The sequence below is a fragment of the Methylobacterium sp. J-076 genome (genome assembly GCF_022829405.1).
Classification (GTDB): Bacteria; Pseudomonadota; Alphaproteobacteria; order Rhizobiales; family Beijerinckiaceae; genus Methylobacterium.
In genome coordinates this window covers 1-19,999 of record NZ_JAKSXW010000063.1, presented here as the reverse complement: position 1 = coordinate 19,999, position 19,999 = coordinate 1, and the positions used below count along the sequence as shown (strand labels likewise).

General features: G+C 64.0%; 23 protein-coding genes and 1 pseudogene. 10 read left to right on the top strand and 14 right to left on the bottom strand.

Annotated elements, in window-relative coordinates; genetic code table 11:
- A pseudogene (locus MKK53_RS04640) lies at positions 1 to 219 on the bottom strand (hypothetical protein); the annotation flags it as partial.
- 86 nt (positions 220 to 305) lie between these two features.
- Here MKK53_RS04640 and MKK53_RS04635 point away from each other — a divergent pair.
- The gene (locus tag MKK53_RS04635) at positions 306 to 503 is read left to right on the top strand and encodes a hypothetical protein (protein WP_243927312.1); all 198 of its coding nucleotides are present in this window, start codon (positions 306 to 308) and stop codon (positions 501 to 503) included.
- A gap of 1,250 nt (positions 504 to 1,753) precedes the next feature.
- Here the strand turns inward: MKK53_RS04635 and MKK53_RS04630 are convergent.
- The 3 genes from MKK53_RS04630 to MKK53_RS04620 all read right to left on the bottom strand — a co-directional run bounded on the left by MKK53_RS04630 (position 1,754) and on the right by MKK53_RS04620 (position 3,249).
- Complete coding sequence (locus MKK53_RS04630) at positions 1,754 to 2,047, bottom strand: hypothetical protein (protein ID WP_243927310.1); 294 nt, start codon at positions 2,045 to 2,047, stop codon at positions 1,754 to 1,756.
- A 732-nt stretch (positions 2,048 to 2,779) separates the two neighbouring features.
- Positions 2,780 to 3,040, bottom strand: a complete 261-nt coding sequence (locus tag MKK53_RS04625) for a hypothetical protein (RefSeq protein WP_243927308.1) — start codon at positions 3,038 to 3,040, stop codon at positions 2,780 to 2,782.
- Positions 3,037 to 3,249, bottom strand: a complete 213-nt coding sequence (locus MKK53_RS04620) for a helix-turn-helix domain-containing protein (RefSeq protein WP_243927316.1) — start codon at positions 3,247 to 3,249, stop codon at positions 3,037 to 3,039. Before MKK53_RS04620 ends, MKK53_RS04625 begins: the two co-directional genes overlap by 4 nt.
- A 117-nt stretch (positions 3,250 to 3,366) precedes the next feature.
- Here MKK53_RS04620 and MKK53_RS04615 point away from each other — a divergent pair, with 117 nt between their 5' ends.
- The 3 genes from MKK53_RS04615 to MKK53_RS04605 all read left to right on the top strand — a co-directional run bounded on the left by MKK53_RS04615 (position 3,367) and on the right by MKK53_RS04605 (position 5,768).
- Positions 3,367 to 4,269 (top strand): hypothetical protein, encoded by a 903-nt coding sequence (locus tag MKK53_RS04615; RefSeq protein ID WP_243927306.1) that lies wholly within the window; start codon positions 3,367 to 3,369, stop codon positions 4,267 to 4,269.
- Entirely contained in the window at positions 4,269 to 4,565 is a 297-nt protein-coding gene (locus tag MKK53_RS04610) for a hypothetical protein (protein WP_243927305.1), read from the top strand. Before MKK53_RS04615 ends, MKK53_RS04610 begins: the two co-directional genes overlap by 1 nt.
- Before the next feature lie 393 nt (positions 4,566 to 4,958).
- On the top strand, positions 4,959 to 5,768 hold the full coding sequence (locus MKK53_RS04605) for a helix-turn-helix domain-containing protein (RefSeq protein WP_243927302.1): 810 nt from the start codon (positions 4,959 to 4,961) through the stop codon (positions 5,766 to 5,768).
- A gap of 122 nt (positions 5,769 to 5,890) precedes the next feature.
- Here MKK53_RS04605 and MKK53_RS04600 read toward each other — a convergent pair whose 3' ends face one another.
- Both MKK53_RS04600 and MKK53_RS04595 read right to left on the bottom strand, forming a co-directional pair.
- Positions 5,891 to 6,829, bottom strand: a complete 939-nt coding sequence (locus tag MKK53_RS04600; protein WP_243927300.1) for a BLUF domain-containing protein — start codon at positions 6,827 to 6,829, stop codon at positions 5,891 to 5,893.
- 13 nt (positions 6,830 to 6,842) lie between these two features.
- A complete protein-coding gene (locus MKK53_RS04595) occupies positions 6,843 to 8,573 on the bottom strand; it encodes a putative bifunctional diguanylate cyclase/phosphodiesterase (protein ID WP_243927299.1) in 1,731 nt (576 codons plus the stop codon).
- Between the two features lie 305 nt (positions 8,574 to 8,878).
- Between MKK53_RS04595 and MKK53_RS04590 the strand changes: the two genes are divergently transcribed.
- Positions 8,879 to 9,715, top strand: coding sequence for a sigma-70 family RNA polymerase sigma factor (locus MKK53_RS04590; RefSeq protein ID WP_409564272.1), 837 nt, complete (start codon positions 8,879 to 8,881; stop codon positions 9,713 to 9,715).
- Positions 9,716 to 10,504: 789 nt separating this feature from the next.
- On the opposite strand, the gene MKK53_RS04585 is transcribed toward MKK53_RS04590, so the two are convergent.
- Positions 10,505 to 10,933 carry a hypothetical protein gene (locus tag MKK53_RS04585; protein WP_243927297.1) on the bottom strand — a complete coding sequence of 143 codons (429 nt, stop codon included), beginning with the start codon at positions 10,931 to 10,933 and terminating at the stop codon, positions 10,505 to 10,507.
- 251 nt (positions 10,934 to 11,184) lie between these two features.
- Between MKK53_RS04585 and MKK53_RS04580 the strand changes: the two genes are divergently transcribed.
- Entirely contained in the window at positions 11,185 to 12,216 is a 1,032-nt protein-coding gene (locus MKK53_RS04580) for a beta family protein (RefSeq protein ID WP_243927294.1), read from the top strand.
- On the opposite strand, the gene MKK53_RS04575 is transcribed toward MKK53_RS04580, so the two are convergent.
- Positions 12,151 to 12,774, bottom strand: a complete 624-nt coding sequence (locus MKK53_RS04575) for a sce7726 family protein (protein ID WP_243927292.1) — start codon at positions 12,772 to 12,774, stop codon at positions 12,151 to 12,153. The two genes, MKK53_RS04580 and MKK53_RS04575, sit on opposite strands and share 66 nt — an antisense overlap.
- Positions 12,775 to 13,071: 297 nt before the next feature.
- On the opposite strand from MKK53_RS04575, the gene MKK53_RS04570 reads away from it, so the two are divergent.
- Complete coding sequence (locus MKK53_RS04570) at positions 13,072 to 13,257, top strand: hypothetical protein (protein WP_243927290.1); 186 nt, start codon at positions 13,072 to 13,074, stop codon at positions 13,255 to 13,257.
- Here the strand turns inward: MKK53_RS04570 and MKK53_RS04565 are convergent.
- Entirely contained in the window at positions 13,225 to 14,493 is a 1,269-nt protein-coding gene (locus tag MKK53_RS04565; RefSeq protein ID WP_243927288.1) for a hypothetical protein, read from the bottom strand. The genes MKK53_RS04570 and MKK53_RS04565 overlap by 33 nt on opposite strands.
- A 412-nt stretch (positions 14,494 to 14,905) precedes the next feature.
- On the opposite strand from MKK53_RS04565, the gene MKK53_RS04560 reads away from it, so the two are divergent.
- Entirely contained in the window at positions 14,906 to 15,133 is a 228-nt protein-coding gene (locus MKK53_RS04560) for a hypothetical protein (protein ID WP_243927286.1), read from the top strand.
- A 120-nt stretch (positions 15,134 to 15,253) separates the two neighbouring features.
- Here the strand turns inward: MKK53_RS04560 and MKK53_RS25345 are convergent, their stop codons facing one another.
- Complete coding sequence (locus tag MKK53_RS25345; protein WP_313901526.1) at positions 15,254 to 15,430, bottom strand: hypothetical protein; 177 nt, start codon at positions 15,428 to 15,430, stop codon at positions 15,254 to 15,256.
- Entirely contained in the window at positions 15,366 to 16,169 is an 804-nt protein-coding gene (locus tag MKK53_RS25545) for a hypothetical protein (RefSeq protein WP_243927284.1), read from the bottom strand. Before MKK53_RS25545 ends, MKK53_RS25345 begins: the two co-directional genes overlap by 65 nt.
- Before the next feature lie 307 nt (positions 16,170 to 16,476).
- Between MKK53_RS25545 and MKK53_RS04550 the strand changes: the two genes are divergently transcribed.
- Entirely contained in the window at positions 16,477 to 16,995 is a 519-nt protein-coding gene (locus tag MKK53_RS04550; RefSeq protein ID WP_243927282.1) for a MucR family transcriptional regulator, read from the top strand.
- A gap of 409 nt (positions 16,996 to 17,404) precedes the next feature.
- Here the strand turns inward: MKK53_RS04550 and MKK53_RS04545 are convergent, their stop codons facing one another.
- A complete protein-coding gene (locus MKK53_RS04545; RefSeq protein ID WP_243927281.1) occupies positions 17,405 to 17,737 on the bottom strand; it encodes a LysR substrate-binding domain-containing protein in 333 nt (110 codons plus the stop codon).
- On the opposite strand from MKK53_RS04545, the gene MKK53_RS25335 reads away from it, so the two are divergent.
- Positions 17,720 to 17,848 (top strand): hypothetical protein, encoded by a 129-nt coding sequence (locus tag MKK53_RS25335; RefSeq protein ID WP_279598813.1) that lies wholly within the window; start codon positions 17,720 to 17,722, stop codon positions 17,846 to 17,848. The two genes, MKK53_RS04545 and MKK53_RS25335, sit on opposite strands and share 18 nt — an antisense overlap.
- Before the next feature lie 470 nt (positions 17,849 to 18,318).
- On the opposite strand, the gene MKK53_RS04540 is transcribed toward MKK53_RS25335, so the two are convergent.
- Positions 18,319 to 19,368 (bottom strand): patatin-like phospholipase family protein, encoded by a 1,050-nt coding sequence (locus MKK53_RS04540; protein ID WP_243927279.1) that lies wholly within the window; start codon positions 19,366 to 19,368, stop codon positions 18,319 to 18,321.
- A 129-nt stretch (positions 19,369 to 19,497) separates the two neighbouring features.
- A partial coding sequence (locus MKK53_RS04535) for a site-specific integrase (protein WP_243927277.1) occupies positions 19,498 to 19,999 on the bottom strand: 502 nt, incomplete at its 5' end.

Sequence of the window (19,999 nt, the reverse complement as noted above, 5' to 3'; positions counted from 1 at the left end):
CTCAGGGTGGACCGCGAACAGTTCAGGGGCCGTCCACCCCTGCCGGTGCGCCTCAGCACCGAGCCGGTCGCAGAATTCCATCGCGGCCTCGCGGATCGCGGCCCATTTCGCCGGCAGCAGGTAGCGGCAAGGCGAGGCGTGCGGCGACAGGTTCTCCAGGGCGCCGCGCCAGATCGCGGGGGCATCGGGGAGCATGGTGAGGGTGAGGCCGGATGACATGCGGCCGAGCTACCGCAAGGCTGCCGGGGGGGGCCATGAGACCGCAGGCGGGTTTACCATGCTCCCGTCGCCCTATCTTGGCCGGCATGAACGAGCTAGCCGCCGCCAATGCCATCGCCGCCAAGGACGCGGCCGAAGCCCTCATCGCACTCGGCTGGCCGATCCATCCGAACGGGCCCGACATGGATGGTTGGCTCGTCGGGGGCGCCTACATGACCGATGATGATCTGCTGACGCTCGCAGTCTACAACGGCGTTCGACCGCCGCACGAGCGGGTCCAGTAGCCCATGGCGAAGGAGCCATCCGAGTCGCCTCTCGATCCGGTGGAGGCCCTAAAGCACATTCGGACGATCATTGAGGCGACGGCCGAGTGCGTCTACGGCACGCCAGCCGAGGCTCCTCTCCGCGAGATCCGCAACATCCTCGACAAGGCTCTCCCACCTCGGGTGCGCCGGGAACCCTATCGGCGGCAATGACCCACCGTTACGAGGCAACCAGCTAGCCGCGCTCGAGCCATCGCCTCGACGCCCGGCGAATCGCGCCTCGGCGCCTATCCAACCGCCTTGCCCCTATTGGCAGACATGGGCCTCGTCATCGAGCGCCCTGCCTCCCGCATCGCACATCGCGACGGGCGGGCATGGTTCCTCACGGCAGAGGGCCGCGAGACCGTTCGGGCCTATGGAGAGAACGAGACATGAGAAGCGACTGCACCGACGAGGCCGCGCGGTTGCCCAGCGCTGCTCTGAGGGCGCTCGGGGATGGCCCGGTCGCATGGGCGAGATGCACGGCGCTGGGTTAATGAAAGCTTAACGGTAGCGCAGCGACGGGCGATGGAGATGGCCGAACCCCGCTACCCGGCCACCACCTACTCGTCGGGCCAAGGCGATCCCGTCCCTCGTCACCGCCGCAAACCGCGCCGAGCTTACGACCGCGAGGGGCGCGAGATCCGGCCGATGGATCTGGCGAACGCGTCTCAGAACGGGGTCCGGCTCATCCGCGCAATCTGCCCGCCGCCATGCCGGCATGAGGGGGAGGTGCCCTTAGATCGCTTCCCGACGACGATGGCGGTTGGAGATGTCGGGTTGCGCCTCCGCTGCTCGGCCTGCGGGCGGAAGGGGCCGGATACGGAGCCGGTGTGGCCGCCGCGATAGGGGCGGGGCCAGAAGGCATCAGGGCTTTGACTTGTCCTTACGCAGCAGAGCGGCGGTGGCCCGGTATGCCGACGCCAGGGCCGCTGCGCGATACTCGTCGCTGTGCGGTCCTGAAGGTAGCGCCTCGGCACGCGGCCGAGCGGGGTGTCTATGGCGTTCCCGCCATTCTCCGACCCACCTCAACGTGGTGATGATGCGACTTGCTAAGCGCTCATGTTCGAGATCTCCGCGGGATGCGGCACTGCGGAGCGCATTCGCGGAGACAGCCCCATCGGGGAAAGCAAGGCGAGCCGCCGTCTCTAACCGTAGCGGCGTGTCGTCGGTGATCTGGGAGCGCTCCACGGTGATCGGGCCAGATCGATCCGGCCATGGGGCAGGGCGCTTCATAGCGAGATGATCCGCAAGTGATCTGCCGTTGCTTTCGACCCCTTTGGCGCCGCCTCCACGATGACGGCATCATCCTTGAACACCACCCGCACGTCTGGGTAGCCCGCGGCCCGCATAGCGCGGATAGCGCGGGCGATGTCGGCTTGGGTCACCTTGGCGGCAGTACGGGGCATCGGGTCCTCGTTCAAACCCTCCCTCCGCTGCATCGCCTCAAGGTCGGCGCTCAGGGCTTCGCGGATCGGCGCGTAGACGCCACCGTACTTCTCCACGACGCGGTTCGAGAACGCCAACGCTCGCTCGACGTGAGCATCTGTCATAGGCTGGCCCGGCTCCGGTCGCCTTGGCCCATAACGCCCTGATGCCCTCACTTCGGGACACGCCGCCACGGTGGACCACGTAAGGTCGGGTCTTTTTCGGCGGCTTCCCTCGCATCATAGGCCCGCTTCCAGCGGTCGAAGTCGTTCTCTTCCGGCTCAGGGGTGCCGCTAGAGGGAAGCCCGCTGAGCCGATCAAGGGCAATATCTATCGCCCGCCTATCCCATCGACGTGTCCCTGGTAGCGCGCCTGGAAGCCTACCGATGGCGACCCAATGCCTGAAGCCGCTCGGGGTGAGGCCGCAATAAGCTGCTGCTTCACCAACTGAGATGCAGCGGGGTTCGAGGAGGCGGCGGTCGGTCGCCATCGCTTCTCTCGCTAGGTGGTGCTCGATCCAACAAGCAGAAAGCTCGGTAGAAACCGTGGTAAGCTTAGACTGCTCGGCAAGCCCAAAACGCGGCGCCCTAGCCGAACGTCACGGCCGTAGGATTGCCGAGTGCCCCGGAGATCCCCGGCGCGGTCGCTTCCCAGGCTTCCGGTAGGGAGTGACACGAGCCGCCCGTGAAGGCGGCGGAGGCAATTCGACGGTGGCGAACCGGGCATCAAATCGGCGCGCTGATAGCCACAGCACCGCGAGCCCAGCGAAGCCGAAGGCAACGCCGAAAGCGGGCAGTCCGTAGCTGATCCAGAAATCCGAGCCCATGCCGTTAATCCTCGCTGCGCAGGAACCGGTATGCTGCGAGAGCTACTGAGAATAGGACAAGGAAAGCCGCCGGACCAGTCCACCACGGATGGGTGGCAGGGGACTGCGCTGCTCCACCGGACGGCTGGCCGAAGTTCGGGATGATGGTTGACGCCGCCAGGATGCCGAGGCCGATGGTGTTGGCCGTAGTGGCGAACAGCTTCACGCGCTCATTGAAGCGCTTCGCCGCAACCTTGCGCTCCGCTGACCGCTCGCGCGCCGTCACGACCCCTTCCGTTCCCGGAACCGGATCCCAGCGCCGCCTCCGTTCTCGGGGATGAATTCGATCCCTGCGGCTTCGAAAGTCGATTGAATGGCTTCGAGCGTCGAACGCTTCGCGTCCGATCCATTCTCAATCCGAGTCACGGTGTTTGCCGTGATGCTGGCTCGCTCAGCGAGTTCGCGCACGCCCCAGCCCAACGCGGCTCGCGCCATTCGCATCTGCGCTGGGTTCATTGTGATTTTGTCCAAATGCGAGTTGACACTGTACCATCTGTGCGATAGGTACACTGTACCAACGCAATGCGACGTTGGCAACGCGGACTGCTACAAATGTCCAACCGCCGCCCCCTCAACTGGAACGCTGCCCTCCGCGACTTGAACGGCGACCGCCTCGCCGTCGTCCCCGGCCTCGTTACCGCCCGCAATCGTGTCTCGGCCTTCGCCGGCTTCCGCAAGGCCCGTCCGGTTCAAGGCCGCGAGGACGGCACCATTGCAAGCCGAGCCGCCATCTTAGTGTCGAATAGGCTTTGGGCGCTCGCCCGTGAGACCATCGCCATGCCGCCGCCCAAGACCATGGACGGGTTGCGCGCCACGGCCCTTGCCTCTGTGATCCTATGCGAGGCCGAACACTCGGAGGATGATCCCACGACGCTTGCGGCAATCGGGGTGACGCGCGCAGCTCTGTCCGTGACGGGCACGCCGCTCCCGCCCGGTTTCGTTGGCTTTGGAGACGAGACCGACCACGAGGCGCGCGATGACGCCCTTCCAGAGCATCCCCCAATGCCCAACGTCGTCGCCTTCACGCCCCGCCCTCGCCCGCCTGAACAGGCAGCTCCAGCGCCGCTCGCCGGCCTCGCCCTTCGCGCCTGCCTTGAGGAGGCAGCGCAGACCGCTCTCGACGCAGCGGACAAGATCATCGCTGCCCTGGATCGCATCGACGGCGAGGATGCCGAGACCACCATAGACCCGTGCCCCGCTATGGCGGCGCAGGTGGTACGGCTGGGCGACCTAGGGAGTTTTGCAACCAGTATCGCGCGCCCGCGCGAGGAAGCCCCTGCCGAGCCCGAAGTGCCGCAGGATGAGGCCCGGACCGAACCCGCACCGGCCGAGTCCGCTTCCGTCGCGACGGCAGAGGTCCGCGACCTGTTCCCGCCGCTGCCGTGGGGCGGCGCTGGCAATGTAGTGGCCGCGGCTGGTTGCATGGTCCTGGCTCTCGTCGGGATGCGCGCCTGATGCCGACCACGCTCCCCACTGCTACCGCCCGGCCCGTCCGTCGTCTGTCGTTGGGCGAGACCGTCCGGTTCCTGTTCCTTGTGGCCGAGGTCCGCTTTTTGGACCTACGCCTGTCCGTGCTCCACAGCGGCGCCGAGCGGCGAGGCCGCGAGCCTCACGGGCCGACCCTGTTGCGCCTCGTGCGGCACTGGCTGGCCGTGCATGAGCGGATCGGAGCCCTACTGCCCGGCATCCCGGAGCCGCCCCATGTTCAGCAGGTCCGCGTCGTGTTGGGCTTCCTGACCGAGCGCACCTAAATTTCAGTTCCGCCCCTGGCAGGGCGGAAGCGGCTGGGACTGGCACCCTCGCGTCGGAGCCCGACCGCACCTGTTCTAAGGGGCAGGCTTCGAGCGTCCGGCCTCAACGTTGACTTAACCACACGCCCCGGCCGACATGGGCGGTCCCGGCTAGGCTCGCTCTGGCGAGTCGTGAGCCGGCATCAGGAGACATCGCCGAGAGATAGACCCTGAAAAGCAAACACCCCCGTCCCGGCAAGGACGAGGGTGCTGAAAACCTGGGGCCTTGTGAGGCCGACGTGACTGTCCCTCACAAGCCATGACCTCCCCCGCGGAGTCAAGCTGAAACGTAAGTTTCGGCGCCGGGATCGGCTTGCCTGGACCCTAGACGCGGCCTGTGAGGGACCGTGAACGATGGACTATGCCGACGCGATCCGCCGACAGGCGGAGGACGCGCCGCGCGCCGCGCTGCCCGCGGTGACGGCTGCCTTGTGGCGCGCATTCGCCGAAGGGCATGTGAGTGAAGCTGAAGCCGAGGCGCTGTCAGCGCTGATCGAGCTCCGGCAGGTTTCCCCCCGATCCGGAGGAAATTCCCGCCCCCCCATTTCGGGGACCCAAAAGCTCGGTGGAGCCGACGCCGACCGGCTTGCTCCTCAGGATCGCCACAGAAGCCCCAGGACGGGCGTCGGCTCACGACCGCGATCCGATGCCAGCCTTGAGCGCCGTCGTCGCTGGGCAGCTTCTGGGCGGCTTCCTCCGGCCCTTGCGGCACGGTTCACCCTAGCCGAGCAAGCGGCCCTGGCCCTTGTGGCGGCGGAAACCGCGCGGCGCGGCGACTGTCGGTTGTCCGTGCCCCACATCGCCGCCGTGGCTGGCGTGGCCGAGACGACGGTGCGCAACGCGATACGCGAGGCGAAGAAGCTCGGACTCCTCACCGTCGAGGAGCGACGGCTCACCGGCTTCCGCAACGACACGAACGTGGTCCGCATCGTCTCGCCGGAGTGGACGGCTTGGCTACGGCTAGGGCGGAAGGGCGATCCACTATCCAAATCTGGATCGTGCGCCCGCCACGCTAAGCCTGGGGGGGGTGGGTGCAAATCCCCGAACCGGACTCCTACTCAGGTTCTAGAACACGGAAAAACGAGGGCCGAAAAGGCGTTGCGAGATCGATCAGCAAACCCGAAATCGCCATTACGAACGGCGTTGCGGGTCGCTGGCGCATGAGGCCGGCCCTTCGCTATGCAAGGCGCCGCGCCGGCCTCACGCTGATGATAGTGAAAGAGCTACCGGGGGTACGAACGAACTCCGCTGCCCTTACGACGCAACGAAGCAGGTCCCTTCATCGATCAGGCTGCAATGGTGTCGCCAAGCTGTTCAGAACGCCTCTGTTCGGTGGATTGCGGGCCGGACAGACCAAGGTCTTGAGACGCCATCTGAGCGGCGCCTACTTCTTGAGATATCGCCAGCGCAAGAAAACGTGCACGCTCGGCCCAACGATCTCGCTCTCGCCGTACAATAGCGACTTGGTCATCGGATAATGCCAGCGAAACCTGGAGCGTATCGATCTCTGTCCGCAACTCGCTGGTGCGTTGACGCTCGCTAGCCAGAGCAGCCTTCAGTGTCCGGAGCGCCGCCTCAATCGCAGTCTGCGACGTGTGTGTCATATCGCTAGCGAGAGAAGGGCGTTGTCCAGCGTTCTCGATTAACGCCACCCGCTGCTCATCAGCCATCGGTGCTACCCGGGAGCCTACTCCGTCCGGTCGGAGTTGCGCGATCTCCGTCCTCACCTGATCGACATCGAGCCCTGTTACTGCTGAAGCTTTGTCTATAGGGCCGCGGAACGCCGGGACTGGCATGCGCTCCTCTTCCAGCACCAATCCGTGCAACATGCCGAAAACGGCCTCGCCGTCCAGTTTGGACAGATCGAAACCGCTCTCGGCCGCCAACTGGCTAAACTGTGCTCGTCCAGCAGAGGATTGGCCAACGAACGCCATGGACCAGTTCGCGAAACTGCGGCTCTCTGTCGGCCCGCACTGAAGCACTGTCACGTCGCCGTGCCGAATATCGCACTGTATTCGCTCGAAGGTTTCCTCAACCGCTTGGCGTGGGCCTTCCAAGACCTGAGCGAAGGCACCCGTGTTAAACATCAGTGCCCCGGTGACATTAACCTTGCTATTATTGCGTTTTGACGCTTCTAGAATCTGCGTAACCGCATTCGCTATCTCCGATTCCCCTCCATCAAGCATGTTTTTGCTGACGTATATTAGACGATAGAGATCGATCATATGAATTTCCTAGTCAGACGATGGATTTTTGATCTGCGAGGAAGCTCAACAGATCATCAGCCGGGATGGGTTTACTGATGAGATAACCCTGGACGTCTGTGCAGCCCTCTAGGCGGATGCGCTGCATTTGTTCCGAGGTCTCGACGCCTTCAGCGACCGTCGTCATGCCTAGGCTCTTACCCAGCCCCGCGATGGCACGGATAATCGCCTCCCCGTCCGGCTTGCTAGTTAGATCCTTGATGAAGGAGCGATCGATCTTGATCTTGTCGAATGGAAACGAGCGCAGGTAGCTCAGAGACGAGTAGCCGGTACCAAAATCGTCCATAGAGACGCGGACGCCGAGTTCCCGAAGGCGGTGCAGGGTTTGGAGCGTCTTCTCATTCTCCCGGAGCAGTACGCCCTCGGTGATCTCCACTTCCAACCGCTGAGCCGACAAGCCCGAACTCGCCAAGGCCGAGATAATCGTTTCCACCAGCCGGTCACTCTTGAACTGCGCCGGCGAGACGTTCACGGCCACTGACATGTGGTCAGGCCAAGTCATTGCGTCTCGACAGGCTTGGCGTATGACCCATTCTCCGATGGGTACGATCAGACCGATCTCCTCAGCCAGCGGAATAAAGTCGAGCGGCGAGATCATCCCGCGCTCGGGATGGCACCAGCGGATCAGGGCCTCGCAGCCGATCAGCCTGTCGCTCTCTAGCTGCAGCTGCGGTTGGTAGTGCAGTTGGAACTCGCGGCGCGCCAGGCCCTGGCGCATGTCGAGTTCGAGCTTTCGCCGCGCCTGCATACGCGCGTCCATCTCAGGTTCGAAGAACCGGTAGGTCCCACGCCCATCAAGCTTGGCTCGATAGAGGGCGAGGTCGGCGTTCTTCAGGAGCTTGTCGGCATCTGCCCCGTCCTCAGGCGCGAGGGCGACGCCAACACTCGCACCGATAGTGAGAAGATGACCCTCGACCATGTATGTTCGGCCGATCAGATCAACTAAGCGACGGGCCAGGGCCTGCGTGCTCGCGGCGTCGCGAACGCCAGCCTGGAGAATGACGAACTCGTCGCCGCCGATCCTCGCTATAGTGTCGGTGGGCCGCACGGTCGAGCGCAACCGATCTGCGACCTTTTTCAGGAGCGCATCGCCGATCGGGTGGCCGAGGGTGTCGTTGACCGGTTTGAAGCGGTCGAGGTCGACGAGAAGCAGCGCGCACGCCTCACCGTTGCGCTCTAGGCGAGCCAGTGCATGCGAGAGGCGTTCGCGCAGGAGTAGTCGGTTTGGCAACCCAGTGAGCGGATCTTGCCGCGCCATCTCGTCGGCGCGCGCTTCGCTAGCTTTGCGCCTGCTGACATCCTCTACGGTCGCGACCCAATCGTCCCCGACGGGTTGAAGCTCGATGTGTAGGGTTTGGCCATGACCGGCCACCTCGAACGAAACAGCTACCCGGAGATCGCGTGCTTGCCGGAGGGACTGAAATACCTCTGAACGCGGTTGCCCAGTTCCGGCGCACAAGGCGTGAAGCAATTGCCTGGTAGAAGGAGCCGTTGTTGGTTCCAACTTCAACTCGGTGAAGAGGCGCAGGGCTGGGGCCGTGGACGCGATCACCCGTCCCGCGGCATCAATCATGAGGAGACCGTGCCGGATCACGTTGAGGTAGCGCCCCCAAGAAATGGAGGGTGCGCCACCGCGGTCTGACCGAATGGCATGGAGCGCCGTCTCACGCCGTAACGCACCGAGGCTGTGCAGATCAGCACTCATGTATGTTAGCTCTGGCTTGAGGCAGCTGACCGGATGATTGCACCGTCATACTTAGATGCAGAAAGTTAATATTAGACTACATCCTAGTCTGCGTCATCGCGATAACTGAGAGTCCCTCGGTTCGCCTAGCAGCAGTCGAGATGGCAGAGCGTGGCAACTACTAGCTTCTTGTAGATCATTCGCAGGCGCATGAGGCCGCCGCTGTGCTGTGAAAGGCCATGCGCCGGCCTCATGCTGATGGTGTGGAAGGGCTGCCGAAAAGCAGCGGACGACATCGACCGATCAAATCGCATCAGAGCATATTCATGGCAGGACTGGCCAGCGTCTGCCGCGACGGTATGTGGGCCAAGCGATCACCCCACCAAACACGAGTTACCGATGTCACCATCTCCGCGGACGTCGTCGTTATGAGCGAGCGAACTGATCACGAGCATCGCCTCAACAAGGACGAGGACATACCTTTTCTTTCTGAAGATGTTCGACGCCATCTCGGTCGTATACTCGCGTCCGCCTACGAGGAGCCGAGCAACGAGACAGATAGCGCTGAGCGCTTTTCGAACCTTATCGTAAAGCTTAAAGTCGCTCTTGATAGAGACGATCTTAGCGTCAGCAGCAACTTTCAGGTTGGATTACTCGACGCTGCACCCGCTCTTCGCCGGTTTGCTAAGTCATTGACCCACGATATGACTGCGGCAGACGACCTCGTGCAAGAAACCATGCTGCGGGCATGGCGGGCCCAAGCCAGCTTCGTGCCGGGGACAAACCTAGAGGCATGGACCTTCACGATTATGCGTAACCAGTTCTACTCTCGCCATCGCAAGAATCGTCATGAAGTACAGGACGAAAACGATGTCCATGCCTCCCGCTTGACTACGCTACCGGAGCAGGAAGGCCACTTAGACCTTCAAGATGTCCACACCGCTCTTGGTCGCCTCACGCCCGTCATGCGCGAAGCGCTCGTACTCATAGCTATCGAGAACCTTAGCTACGATGAGGCCGCTGCGGTGATGGAGTGCCAAGTTGGTACTGTGAAGAGCAGAGTGTGGCGGGCGCGGGCACAGCTCGCGCGCATACTTGGCTACGACGGTGCGGCTATCGGCGGTGACAGCCTCATGTCCTCCGCGATGGAGGATAGACCCTAATGACAGTGGGCTAGCTTGGAGGGTCGGCACGGCGGGAGATCGGGATACCGCAAGCGCCGGCCCACGGCCCAACGACAGTTCTATGATGCCCGACAGGTCTAGTAGCGGCAGATAGCGAGGGTCACGGTCCTGCCATCCTTGGAGGAGGACCAAGCTCGCAAGTCGCCAGTTGAAGCCTGAGGCCCACCCCCTGGGGCTAACGGGGGCAGGCCTCAGTTGCGACTATGCCGACGAGGCAGCGTACCAAAGAGCCCTGTCTTTGGAGCCGGTGCACTGCTTTCGAGTGCGTTCAGGCCTTGGCCTGGTCGCTGGGTACGAAGCTGATCGAGAGAGGCTAACGCGGCGTTACGGAAGCAGCAGCCTCAATTCCTGAAGCGATTTTTCGCCCATGAAGTGATTAGCGGTTTCCAGGAGTCCCGCTGGTCCCAGCCGGCTTTGATCCTGATCCTGCGTCATTTGCCCCGGTGCTGTTCATGGTGCCAGAACGGCTCATCCCACCAGTCGTGGGGCCGCTACCGGCTGCACCGGGTGAAGACCCCGCGCCGGCATCATTCGGGCCGGTGCTGTTCGCGGTCCCTGAACGGCTAGAGCCGCCCGAACTGCCTTCTGCTGCCATCACAGGGCTGCTGAGGGCGAGGACGGCTGCGATGGTGAGTAGTGCCTTCATTGGCGTGTCTCCCTGTTGTCCGCTGGTCGGATGGAAGAGCCCGCCATGCGGTAACAAGGCAATCGCGCGTCCGTGAACCCGTTCCTTATCGAAGCCTCGTGGGTTTATGTCCCTGACCTCGGTTATCTGTAGGGCCCGCTGAACAAATCACCTGACGCCTTCCGCCGGAACAGCGTCCGCCAGCGGCGCCTTTGATGCTCCGGCCGGTCGTGGTTCATGTGGCAGCGCTGGCAGAACGCCGCGAGGTTAGCGTTCGCGTTGTCCGCCGTGTCGTGGTTGCGGTGGGCTGCAGCCAGGACCACCCGCGTCGTCCGCACGGATCGCAGCACGTCGTCCGCCCCGACCGCCAGGCAGATGATCTGGCCCGCTCCATCGCGCCAGGAACCGGCCTGCGCGTCCCACCAGCGGCCGTCCCCGAGATGCCAGATGGTTTCCCCGTGCGGGCGCGCGCAAGCCTCACAGCGCCCGCCAGCGCGACGGAAGCGGATCACCGCCGAAAGCTGCGGCCAGTCGATGGGGTAGAAGTAGCGATGCTCGCGCCGGATCGGCATGATGGGGGTTGAAGCGTGGCAGCGGGATCGCCTCTCGCATAGGGCTCGATCTCTGGCAACGGATGAGGGATCGCCTGAAGTCGCTGGGATCCGCGCGGGGGGCTGGCGGCCGAGCCATGCGATGACGGTCTGCGGGCGTTCGGCAGAGCGGACGAATATGAATATAGGTCCCACTGCAGGGCGTGCCTAAGGCCTCGTATGCAGTACTCAGTTCGCGCTATTCTTCAACGCGAATCACCTAAGAGGTTTGCGTGGCAAAGTTTGATTATATTCCGATCCTGCGATGGAAAGAAGGAGAGAAAAACGCAATTCGTTCGCTCCTCCCAGCAGACAAAGCGAACATGACGCCGATGTTTCTGCTCGAACCGGAGCAATACAAGGTTCGAAAGGCAACTAAGAAGACAGCAGCCGTCCCATCTGCCGACCACTTCGTTGCGCAGGTCGCTGCGTTCTGGGGGAAGGACGCCTTCTATCTCGATGCGAGTGGCATAGCGGCACCGGCGGGGACGCAGCACCCCGTCATTGCAATTGCGGCCGCCGCTCGGGCACATGGGCTCAAGCTGATCCCAGCGACCCCGTTGGGCGCACCGGCGGCATATACGGCCGCGGTCGCAGCGATCGTGCAGCAGGATCAGGAGGGGGTTGCCCTACGCATTGATCTCCAAGAGTTCACGTCCGCCGCGACATGGGCTCCTACCTGGCCCTTCCCTTTGGCCGAGACGGACCTGATCGCAGATTTCGGAGACGACATCGGATCGGTGACGAAGCTCGGAAATATCGTCCAGACCGTCTTTCAGCAGCTGCACGCCGGCAAGGATTGGCGGACGGTCACGATCGCCGGTACCTCGATGCCCGCCAACTTCGCTGGCATGCAACAAGGCGTCTACACCATTCCCATGGAGACGTTGGCCTTATGGCAGATGCTGCACCCCGTGGTGCCGTACCGCCTAGACTACGGTGACTATGCGACACCGCCCCTTGGGGTAATCCCGCCAGGCATCGTCTGGGGCTACCCGATCAACGTCCGATACACGCTCGTCGGCCAATACCTGATCTGCAAGGGGGTGAAGACGAGAGGATCAGGCGCAGTTGATGCGGCAGTCCAGCTAACCGGTCACGCCCAAACCATCGTCCAACAAGCGAACCGGAACCGGCTGACCGGCTGCTGGGCCGATGATGAGATCGACGCCATTGCCGCCGGCGCATCCCCGCAAGGGCTACTCCACTGGGTGAAAATTGGCGTGAACCAGCATCTGACGCTGCTGCGCCGTACCTTGCCCTAGCCACCCCTGCCGGACCTTCAGCGCGGCTCTAACCTCGTCTCGGAGTGTGTCGATAGGCATCTCCGAGGCCATGCGCTGGACCAAGATTTCGACTGGTCGCGAGCGAAAGCCTCGCGCGAGGCCGTGCCGGTCGAGAACGTCTAGAGCTTCGGCACGCCACAACAGGCGGGCGATCTGAACAGGGATGGCCGCGGGGTTACGGACGGGCTGGCGATCATCATGCAAGCCCACGCCCCGAACGTCTGACCCCGATGCAAGCAGCACGCCCCACCACTCAGGCACGATCGCAACCGCCTTCGTGGCATGTTTCTCGGCGACCACCAGCGTCACGCGGTCGAAAACCTGACTGTAGAGGTCAGCTTGCGTGGGAAGGCGCTCTAGGGTGTCGCGCTCGCTCTTGAGCTCAAAGCCGTGCAACTCGCCGTTGATGACCGCAATGTCGACGCGCACGGATCCAGCCCAGATCCCCATCTCCTGCACGACGCGGGTGCCCGCATCGCCGGCATGGAGGTGATCCAGATAGGCCAGGACAGCCGTTCGAACGTCGCGGTCACGCACGACTGATCATTCCTCCCAGAGACAGCACCGCTCTGCGGCGGTTGCCGACACAACGAACGTGCCAGGGGTATGCGCCGAGGAATTGAAGAACTCCATCCATGGCCGTGTCACACGGTATCGCAGGTAGTTTCATAGCTTCCTCGCCCTGATGCATGCCTGGCTGCACCATCGCTTTTGCGCTCACCATTCCTGCTCGTTGAAGGACACTCCAGTCCTGAGCCAATCCTGGCGATCTTAGGATCTATCGACGGGCAGGCCGCATCCCGGCATTCTGGGGCCCGACACCGCCGAGGCCCCATGTCCCGCCCCAACCAAGCCCTGTTCGCGTCCGTCGCCATCACCGTGTTCGGGCTCGGGATGGCGGGGCTGCATTACCTCACGACCGGGTTTGGCGAGGAATTCGGGGCAGGGGTCGCGGTTGGCGGGCTTATCGGCATGGGCCTCACCTTCCTAGCGAGCCGGCAGGCCCGCGAGACCCCCTAGTTCCTCTTGGCCGGCGCCTCGAACCGTAAGGTTCATAAGCTTCCGCGCCGTGTCGCTGCTGATATCCTTGGCTCGCACGGAACGGCCGAGAGCCGCGAAGGCGCGGCGGGCGCCCTCGCGATCCGGCCCCGTCTCAGTCAGGATGCGTGCAAGGTCCGCGTTCCGCCGCTCCCGTAGCGAGTCCCCGAAGCCTCGAAACACCGTCTTGCCGACATCGGCGGCGGCCGAGCCGAAGTTCAGGTCCAACAGGTTCTTGATGATGCCGGCCTTGCCGGAGTCGCCGCCCCCGCCCTGGATCTCGCCCATGGCAGCCGCCCGCGCCGCCGTCTCCGAATTGCCGGTCACGACATCCCGAGTCCGCGCGAAGCCGGCCTCGTTGCCGAGATCAGCAATCAGAGCGTCGGCCTGTTCCGGCCCGATCACGCGCGCCAGCTTCTCACGGTTGTACCCCTGATCGAACACCTGTCGGGCCTTGAGCGCATCGTTGCGGGCGCCGCCCACCAGGTCTGCCAGCGCCGAGCGGGCGCCTTCCTGCATCAACTGGCGCTCTCCATCGGTCATGCCCTGCATCATGCGAGCTACCTGACCGGGGTTCAGCCCCCTCTCGAACAAGCCTTGGCCCGCCTCGAACGCCTCTTGCAAAGCGGTGTGGCTGGCGAAGGTCTGACGGGCAGCGGCGTACTGCGGCACGACCGCATCCACGCCCGAGACGAGTGTGTTGCGAACCCCGCCGAGGACACGGGCCTCGTTGGCGTTGCTGGCCCGCTGCGCGCTCGACACCATGTCGTCCAAAGCACGCTTGGTGAGGTCGATGGCGCGGACGGTCGGCCTCCCCGGATTGATCGGGATACCCTCGTTTTCTGCCAGCACCGAAGCTCGTTCCCAAGCCGTCCGCCCGGCGGGCGAGTTCAGGGCGGCGCGCACCCGGCCGTTCTCCGGCATCGGCTGAATGTAGGCTTCGAGGTAGGCGGGGGCCGCGGCGTCCGCACGTTCCTGGATCAAGCGATCCATCGTGGACATCGCGTCGGTCGGCTGTCCGAGCGCCCGGTTCGCGGCTTCCGTCGTCCGGTCACTCGCACCCGCAGCCCGATCCGCAATGGCGCCTCGCACTACCTGTTGAGCCTCGCCAGGGGTCGCGGCGAGGGCACCGGCCTGCCGTTGCAGGTTCGGGCCGAGATCCGCGAGCATCATCCCGTGAGCCCTGGCCCACACGAACTCCCTCACGGAGTCGGGCATCTGCGTTTCGACTGGCATCCGTGACCGGCAGACCAGCGCCCTGCAGCACGCCTTCATTCTGGCTCGTGAGGGCGTTCGTCGCCCGAAGCATCTGGTCGCGATCCGTACGTCCGTCCTGGCCATTGCTGACGGGCGTCAGACCAAGTTCCGGCCGCTTGGACGCGAGATCGTTCCACGTCCCGCGCGTGAACTGCCCGGCCCCACGAGCCGAGGAGGTCGGCGCCTGCGCAAAGTCGTTGTTGTTGCTCTCTCGCTTGAACAGGTTCGCTGTGTACTGACCGCTCGGGGATGACGTGTCGAGGAATGACGGGACCGAAGAACCGGCTTGTGAGACCTGCCGCGGCACCCCCGTGGCATCGGCCCCGCTGCCGCCGCCTGCCCCCATGAATGCACCGAGACCGTTGGAGAACCTTTGACTCGCCGCATCCTCAAGCGAACGGGTTTTGGCAGCCTCGCCCAGCTTCAACAGACCGATGCCAGTCCCCGGATCGCCAGCCTGAAAAGCAGTCTTAGCCGCGCCGGAGTAGTCGCCGGCCTGCAACTGCGTACCGAGCGCCGTGAGAGCGGTTTTGCGCTGTGCCTTGTCGAACGCGGCGTCGTAGGCTGTGCCGATGCTGCCGAGCATAGAGCCGCATCGTGACCGACACCGAGCCCGCCGCCGCCTGAGGGATAAGCCGGGTCGATCTTCTGGGGGTTCTCGTCCGTCACTCCGCCCTCTCGGCCGCCTTGAAAAACTTGATTGAAATCAAGCACGGCGCCGTCAGGACAGCCCGTCGAGCCTTCCTCGCGCCTCGGCAATCGCCGCTCGGCAAAGCTGCCGGAACGCAATCGCCGTCTGGGTCCGCTCGCCGTGCCGGTAATTCCCGTTTCGGCTACCGCTCGGCGCCCCGCTTCCCGCCGCCCCGCCGTGCATCCGGCACCGTCTCTTCCCGCTCACCGCCGGAGCCTCGCAGGGCTTCCCCGAGCGGGTCCGCGCCCCACACCTCCGCGTCTCCCGCAAGGGCAAGGGCTCGCACGTCATTCGGTGCATGGGCTTGTTGCTCTCTTTCACGCCTACCCCTCCCCCCTGCCGGGGCGCTCCGAGCATCGGCGCCCACCGTCCCAACGATGGCCTGACCGCCTTCGTAGACGTGGACATGCTCAACAGTGACCTTCTGCGCGCCGCCTCGCCGCAGCTTCGCCAGGGCCTCGATCTGCGCCGTGTAGGTCCGCAGCAGCTTCGCGGCGAGGTTGCCGTGCGCTTCCATGTGTTCGAGCGTGCTGGCCCGCGACGACTTCTGTAGGCAGTCCATGGCAAGCTGATGGGTCGTCGCCATCTGCACGGCCAGTTGCCCTTCGATCTCGCTCTCCGGCCGCATGGCATCGACGGAGGCGAGCATCTTGTTCGCCTTGAAGTTGGGGGAGCCGTCCTTCTCTCCGATCATGCCGAGAAGGTCGTTCAGGTGCCCGACCGCCACCTTGTCCGACTGCGTGCCGAAGGCATCACCGAGGCGGATCAGCCAACCCCGACTGTCATCGTGCGGACAGCCCATGTCGAGGCCGCCGTCATCCCTGCGGGTCACGGCGACCTCGACCGGGACGTGCCGCGACTTCCGCCGTTCGTGGGCCTCCCTCATCCGATCAAGCTCATCCTCAGTTCGGGCCGGCTTTGCGGCCTTCGGGGCCTCGTTCGTCATCGCATCGTCTCCCGCCCTGCCAGTCTCACCAACGCCCCCGGCCCAGGCCGGGCGACCCGCTCCACCAGTCCGCGCCGGGCGAGCGAGGCCAGCACCCGCGAAGGGTTCGCATCCTCCCCGCCACGGGGTTCCGACCGTCTTTGGTTCGGTGCACGGCGGGCGGCGCACTCAGAGCGATTAACCTCTCAAGGTCGCGGCTCAGCATCCTATCAGCGGTGCCTACAATCAAAGAACTCTCTCAAGATAACCTATTGCGTTTTACAGCGCGACAACAGACTGTGCCGCTTTGCTCTAAACTAGGTGCATCGTGGACGAAACTGCAGAAATCATTGAGGCTCAGGCCGTCGATTTCATCGAACTCACAGCCGACATCGCCTCGGCCTACGTCTCGAAAAATTCCGTCCGGCCTGCCGACATACCGGAGCTGATCGCGGGCATTCATGCTGCCCTCGCCAGTCTTGGGAAGGGCAGCATCCCCGAAGCGCCGGCGGTTGAGAACCCCACTCCCGCCCAGATCCGCAAAAGCATCACGCCCGACGCGCTGATCTCCTTCGTGGACGGTAAGCCATACAAGACATTGAAGCGGCATCTCAGCCGCAATGGTATGACGGTTGAGCAGTACCAAGAGCGCTTCGGCCTGCCGCGGGATTACCCATCGACGGCGGCCAACTACTCGGCACAGCGCTCCAAACTCGCCCACAGCCTCGGCTTAGGACAGCAGCGCAAGAAGGCAGCGTCGGAGGCCGTTGAGCCTGCTGAGACCGTCTCCGAGAAGCCGAAGCGTGCCGGGCGCCCGCCCAAGGCTAAGGAAGCCGCCGGAGACTGAATTCAAGCAGGGGGGTCTGCCCGTTCACTCAGGCGATCCCCATACTCTCACCTATCGCGGCGGTTGAGCTTCCCCTAGCTCCCGCTTGCGAGCGCGCCGGCCGCCGTGTTCGCCCCGTTCACGCGTGGCCGGCGCGTCTGGGGCCATCAAGCTGAGTTAGTTCGCCTCTCTGTTGACGCCCCCCGAAGCTGTAGAAAGCTTGACGATACGGCGGCAGTGGTTCGAATTACCGTCCGGAACAGCCTGCTGTGCGTAGCCTGACCGTAGCTGACCCCCAGGGGGTGGGCGGCAGCGCCCGTCATTGCGAATTGATCAAAAAGCTGACTTTCCGATTACGACCCTTCCACGCCATAAAGGTTAAGCTCCACTGCTGCTCGTTAGCAGACATCGGCCGTCGTCAGCGATGTGGTCAGGCTGTCAGCGGCTCGTCCGCGAAGAAGTCTACCATGAGGTCGATCAGCGCGCGGAGCCGCCGGCTCGGTAGACGACCAGAGGCGTGCACGATCCAGACCTCCTCCGGGTCGCCATGCCGTTCTCCCAGGACGACGAGGCGCCCCTCCGCGAGATCGCCGGCAGCTATCGTCTGGGGTAGGAAGGCCGCCCCGGCGCCAGCCAGCACCGCGTCGCGGATCGCGAGGGGTGACGACAGGCTCAGGCGTGGGGTCGCCGGCACCCGCAGGCCGGCAAGATGATGCCTGGTTGGCAGGCGCGCGACCTCAGGACGATGCTGCGTGCGTTCCATCGCTACGGCATGGTCCCCGGTCAGGACGCCCGCGCGACGCTCGAAGCCCTGATCGGCCATCCCCTGCGCAGCTACCGCGCCTTCGCCGAGGAGACGGCATCCGGCTGGTAGCAGGGTCGGAGAGGCATTTCGATAAAGGACGTGCCCTCCACATGGTTCTCGGGGACATCGCAAGGTGTACCCCAAGAGCCAACTTCGCCCTGCCCTGTCCGCCTTGTGCCTTTTTTGGCCGAAGAGCGGACGGGCCGAAACTTGCCCAGACGAGCTACTCGATCGCGTTCGCCCCGGTGCAGCGCTCAAGGTCCCATTGAAGTCTGATGCAGACGCGACGGGCGGCTACCGGTCAGTGAGGACGGAAAGCGGATCCTGGTGGACGGTGTAGGTTTGCCAGCGTCGCCCCGCCCGCTACCATCATCACCGGTACCTGAGTCACGCCGCCGTACCGCTGCAGAGGCCCCAGGCTCTAGCTGTCGGTCATACGGCTTGGCCTTCCCACCAGGGGCAGGGGTAATCTAAAATCGTCGGGAATGGCTGCTGTCAGTGCAGATTATGCCGCCCTGCGACTCGATGGGTCGGAGATGTCACGCTGAACCTCCGCCCTCGATGTGTAGGAAGCGCTGACCCTCGGGTCGGCGCTCGACTAGGCAAGCCAGCCCCGCCGCCATATCATTGCGTCCTGCTATCCATCGGTCACGGATTGAGGAAGCTGAATAGTCAAAACTCTTTGCTGCAAGTTGGTCTGCGCCTGCTTGGTGCACGAGGTGCAGCAAAGTCACCGCTGGACCGGTCGGATCAAGCTTTTGTCGCAGGGCATACTCACGCTTGAGACCGGCGATTGCCCGACGGGGGGCGCTGGCGAAGATGAGGTCGTTAGCGCGTTCCAACACCGCATCGAGCGAGGCCGGACGCGGCGCCCGCGGGCTGAACAGGTCCGACGCGATGCATAGAAGATCCCGCTCCGGCTCCGTTGCGAAGATCGGATCCAGTGGCAGGTTGTTCGTGTAACCGGCATCGCACAGGACACGCCCGTCCACCTCGACTGGTGGGAAAGCAGGAATAATTGCTGTGCTGGCAAGGATGTGTTCGGGCCGGACTGCCTCACGGGCCGTGTCGAAGTAGACTTCCTCCCCGGTTTCGATATCGACACAGCCGACCGTAAGGCGCGTGCCGCCTCGGTTCAGGCGCTCGAAATCGATGAGCCGGTTAAGAGTTCGAAGAAGGGGCGCATTGTCAAACAAGGCGACGTCGTTGGGCACCCACGGCAGGGCCGACCAGAGGCCGGGGAGGCGGTGACGGTAGATGCTCGGACACCCCCACGCGAGGGCCAGGAGGGCGTGCAGACCGTTGTAGATCTGGCGAGGCTTCAGCAGCGCGGTGGGACTCGATCCGACACCTATGGTCGTCTCATCCCAGAATTGGCGGAGCTTGGCGATCCGATCCTCGGGCGCGTTGCCCGCGATGATGGCAGCGACCACCGCGCCGATGGAAGCGCCGACCACCCAATCCGGGCGATGGCCTTGGCCGTGCAGAGCTTCATAGGCTCCAGCATGATAGGCACCCACAGCGTTTCCGCCCGCGAGCACAAGCACAAGATCCTGTGAGGATTCGGAGCAATTTTTGTCGGTGGACACGTAAGCCATCCTTGCACAACCGACACTAATTTCCTTGCGACGCGAGAGCCGCAGAAGGTGAGCTGCCTTAGGCTGAACCCTTCGGACAACCTATCCGTTGCGGCACCCTATGGAAGCGACACAAGGTGCCTAAAGAAACCCGCTCCCCGAGTGCCCCTTAAAGGCGTTCGCCCGCCGGATGTAGCCAACCACCGTTCTGGGATCCCGGTGACCCGACTGATCCATAATCCTGGCGAGATCCGCGCCCCGCTCGGCTGCGGTAGTGATGTAGCCGGCCCGCAGGGAGTGAGCCCCGAACGTCGAGGCATCGAGCCCGGCGGCGGTGCAGTATCGCTTGATGATGTCCGCGACGGCTTGGGTGGTGAGGCGGGGAGGTTTTTCGGAAATCACCGAATAAACCCGCACCCTTCCTGAGCGCGAGATCGGCCGGAACACCGGCCCATCAGCGATGCCCGCCGCGTCGAGCCATTCGCGGACGAGCCTCACTGGCTGGATGAAGCGGCCATGTGGGATCGCCTTCTCGAACCCCCTGCCCTCCTGATCCACCTTCGACCGCCGGACCATCACCCGCAGGCCCTCGGGATCTTCTCGGAGATCTTCCACATCGAGAGCGACAAGCTCGGAGCGGCGG

Bases quoted from the DNA above. Each gene is read 5' to 3' on its own strand.
- MKK53_RS04635 (WP_243927312.1), top strand. From the start codon at position 306: ATGAACGAGCTAGCCGCCGCCAATGCCATCGCCGCCAAGGACGCGGCC.
- MKK53_RS04620 (WP_243927316.1), bottom strand. From the start codon at position 3,249: ATGGCGCGAGCCGCGTTGGGCTGGGGCGTGCGCGAACTCGCTGAGCGA.
- MKK53_RS04615 (WP_243927306.1), top strand. From the start codon at position 3,367: ATGTCCAACCGCCGCCCCCTCAACTGGAACGCTGCCCTCCGCGACTTG.
- MKK53_RS04610 (WP_243927305.1), top strand. From the start codon at position 4,269: ATGCCGACCACGCTCCCCACTGCTACCGCCCGGCCCGTCCGTCGTCTG.
- MKK53_RS04605 (WP_243927302.1), top strand. From the start codon at position 4,959: ATGGACTATGCCGACGCGATCCGCCGACAGGCGGAGGACGCGCCGCGC.
- MKK53_RS04600 (WP_243927300.1), bottom strand. From the start codon at position 6,829: ATGATCGATCTCTATCGTCTAATATACGTCAGCAAAAACATGCTTGAT.
- MKK53_RS04595 (WP_243927299.1), bottom strand. From the start codon at position 8,573: ATGAGTGCTGATCTGCACAGCCTCGGTGCGTTACGGCGTGAGACGGCG.
- MKK53_RS04590 (WP_409564272.1), top strand. From the start codon at position 8,879: ATGGCAGGACTGGCCAGCGTCTGCCGCGACGGTATGTGGGCCAAGCGA.
- MKK53_RS04585 (WP_243927297.1), bottom strand. From the start codon at position 10,933: ATGCCGATCCGGCGCGAGCATCGCTACTTCTACCCCATCGACTGGCCG.
- MKK53_RS04570 (WP_243927290.1), top strand. From the start codon at position 13,072: ATGTCCCGCCCCAACCAAGCCCTGTTCGCGTCCGTCGCCATCACCGTG.
- MKK53_RS04565 (WP_243927288.1), bottom strand. From the start codon at position 14,493: ATGCCCGACTCCGTGAGGGAGTTCGTGTGGGCCAGGGCTCACGGGATG.
- MKK53_RS25545 (WP_243927284.1), bottom strand. From the start codon at position 16,169: ATGACGAACGAGGCCCCGAAGGCCGCAAAGCCGGCCCGAACTGAGGAT.
- MKK53_RS25335 (WP_279598813.1), top strand. From the start codon at position 17,720: ATGCTGCGTGCGTTCCATCGCTACGGCATGGTCCCCGGTCAGGACGCC.
- MKK53_RS04545 (WP_243927281.1), bottom strand. From the start codon at position 17,737: ATGGAACGCACGCAGCATCGTCCTGAGGTCGCGCGCCTGCCAACCAGG.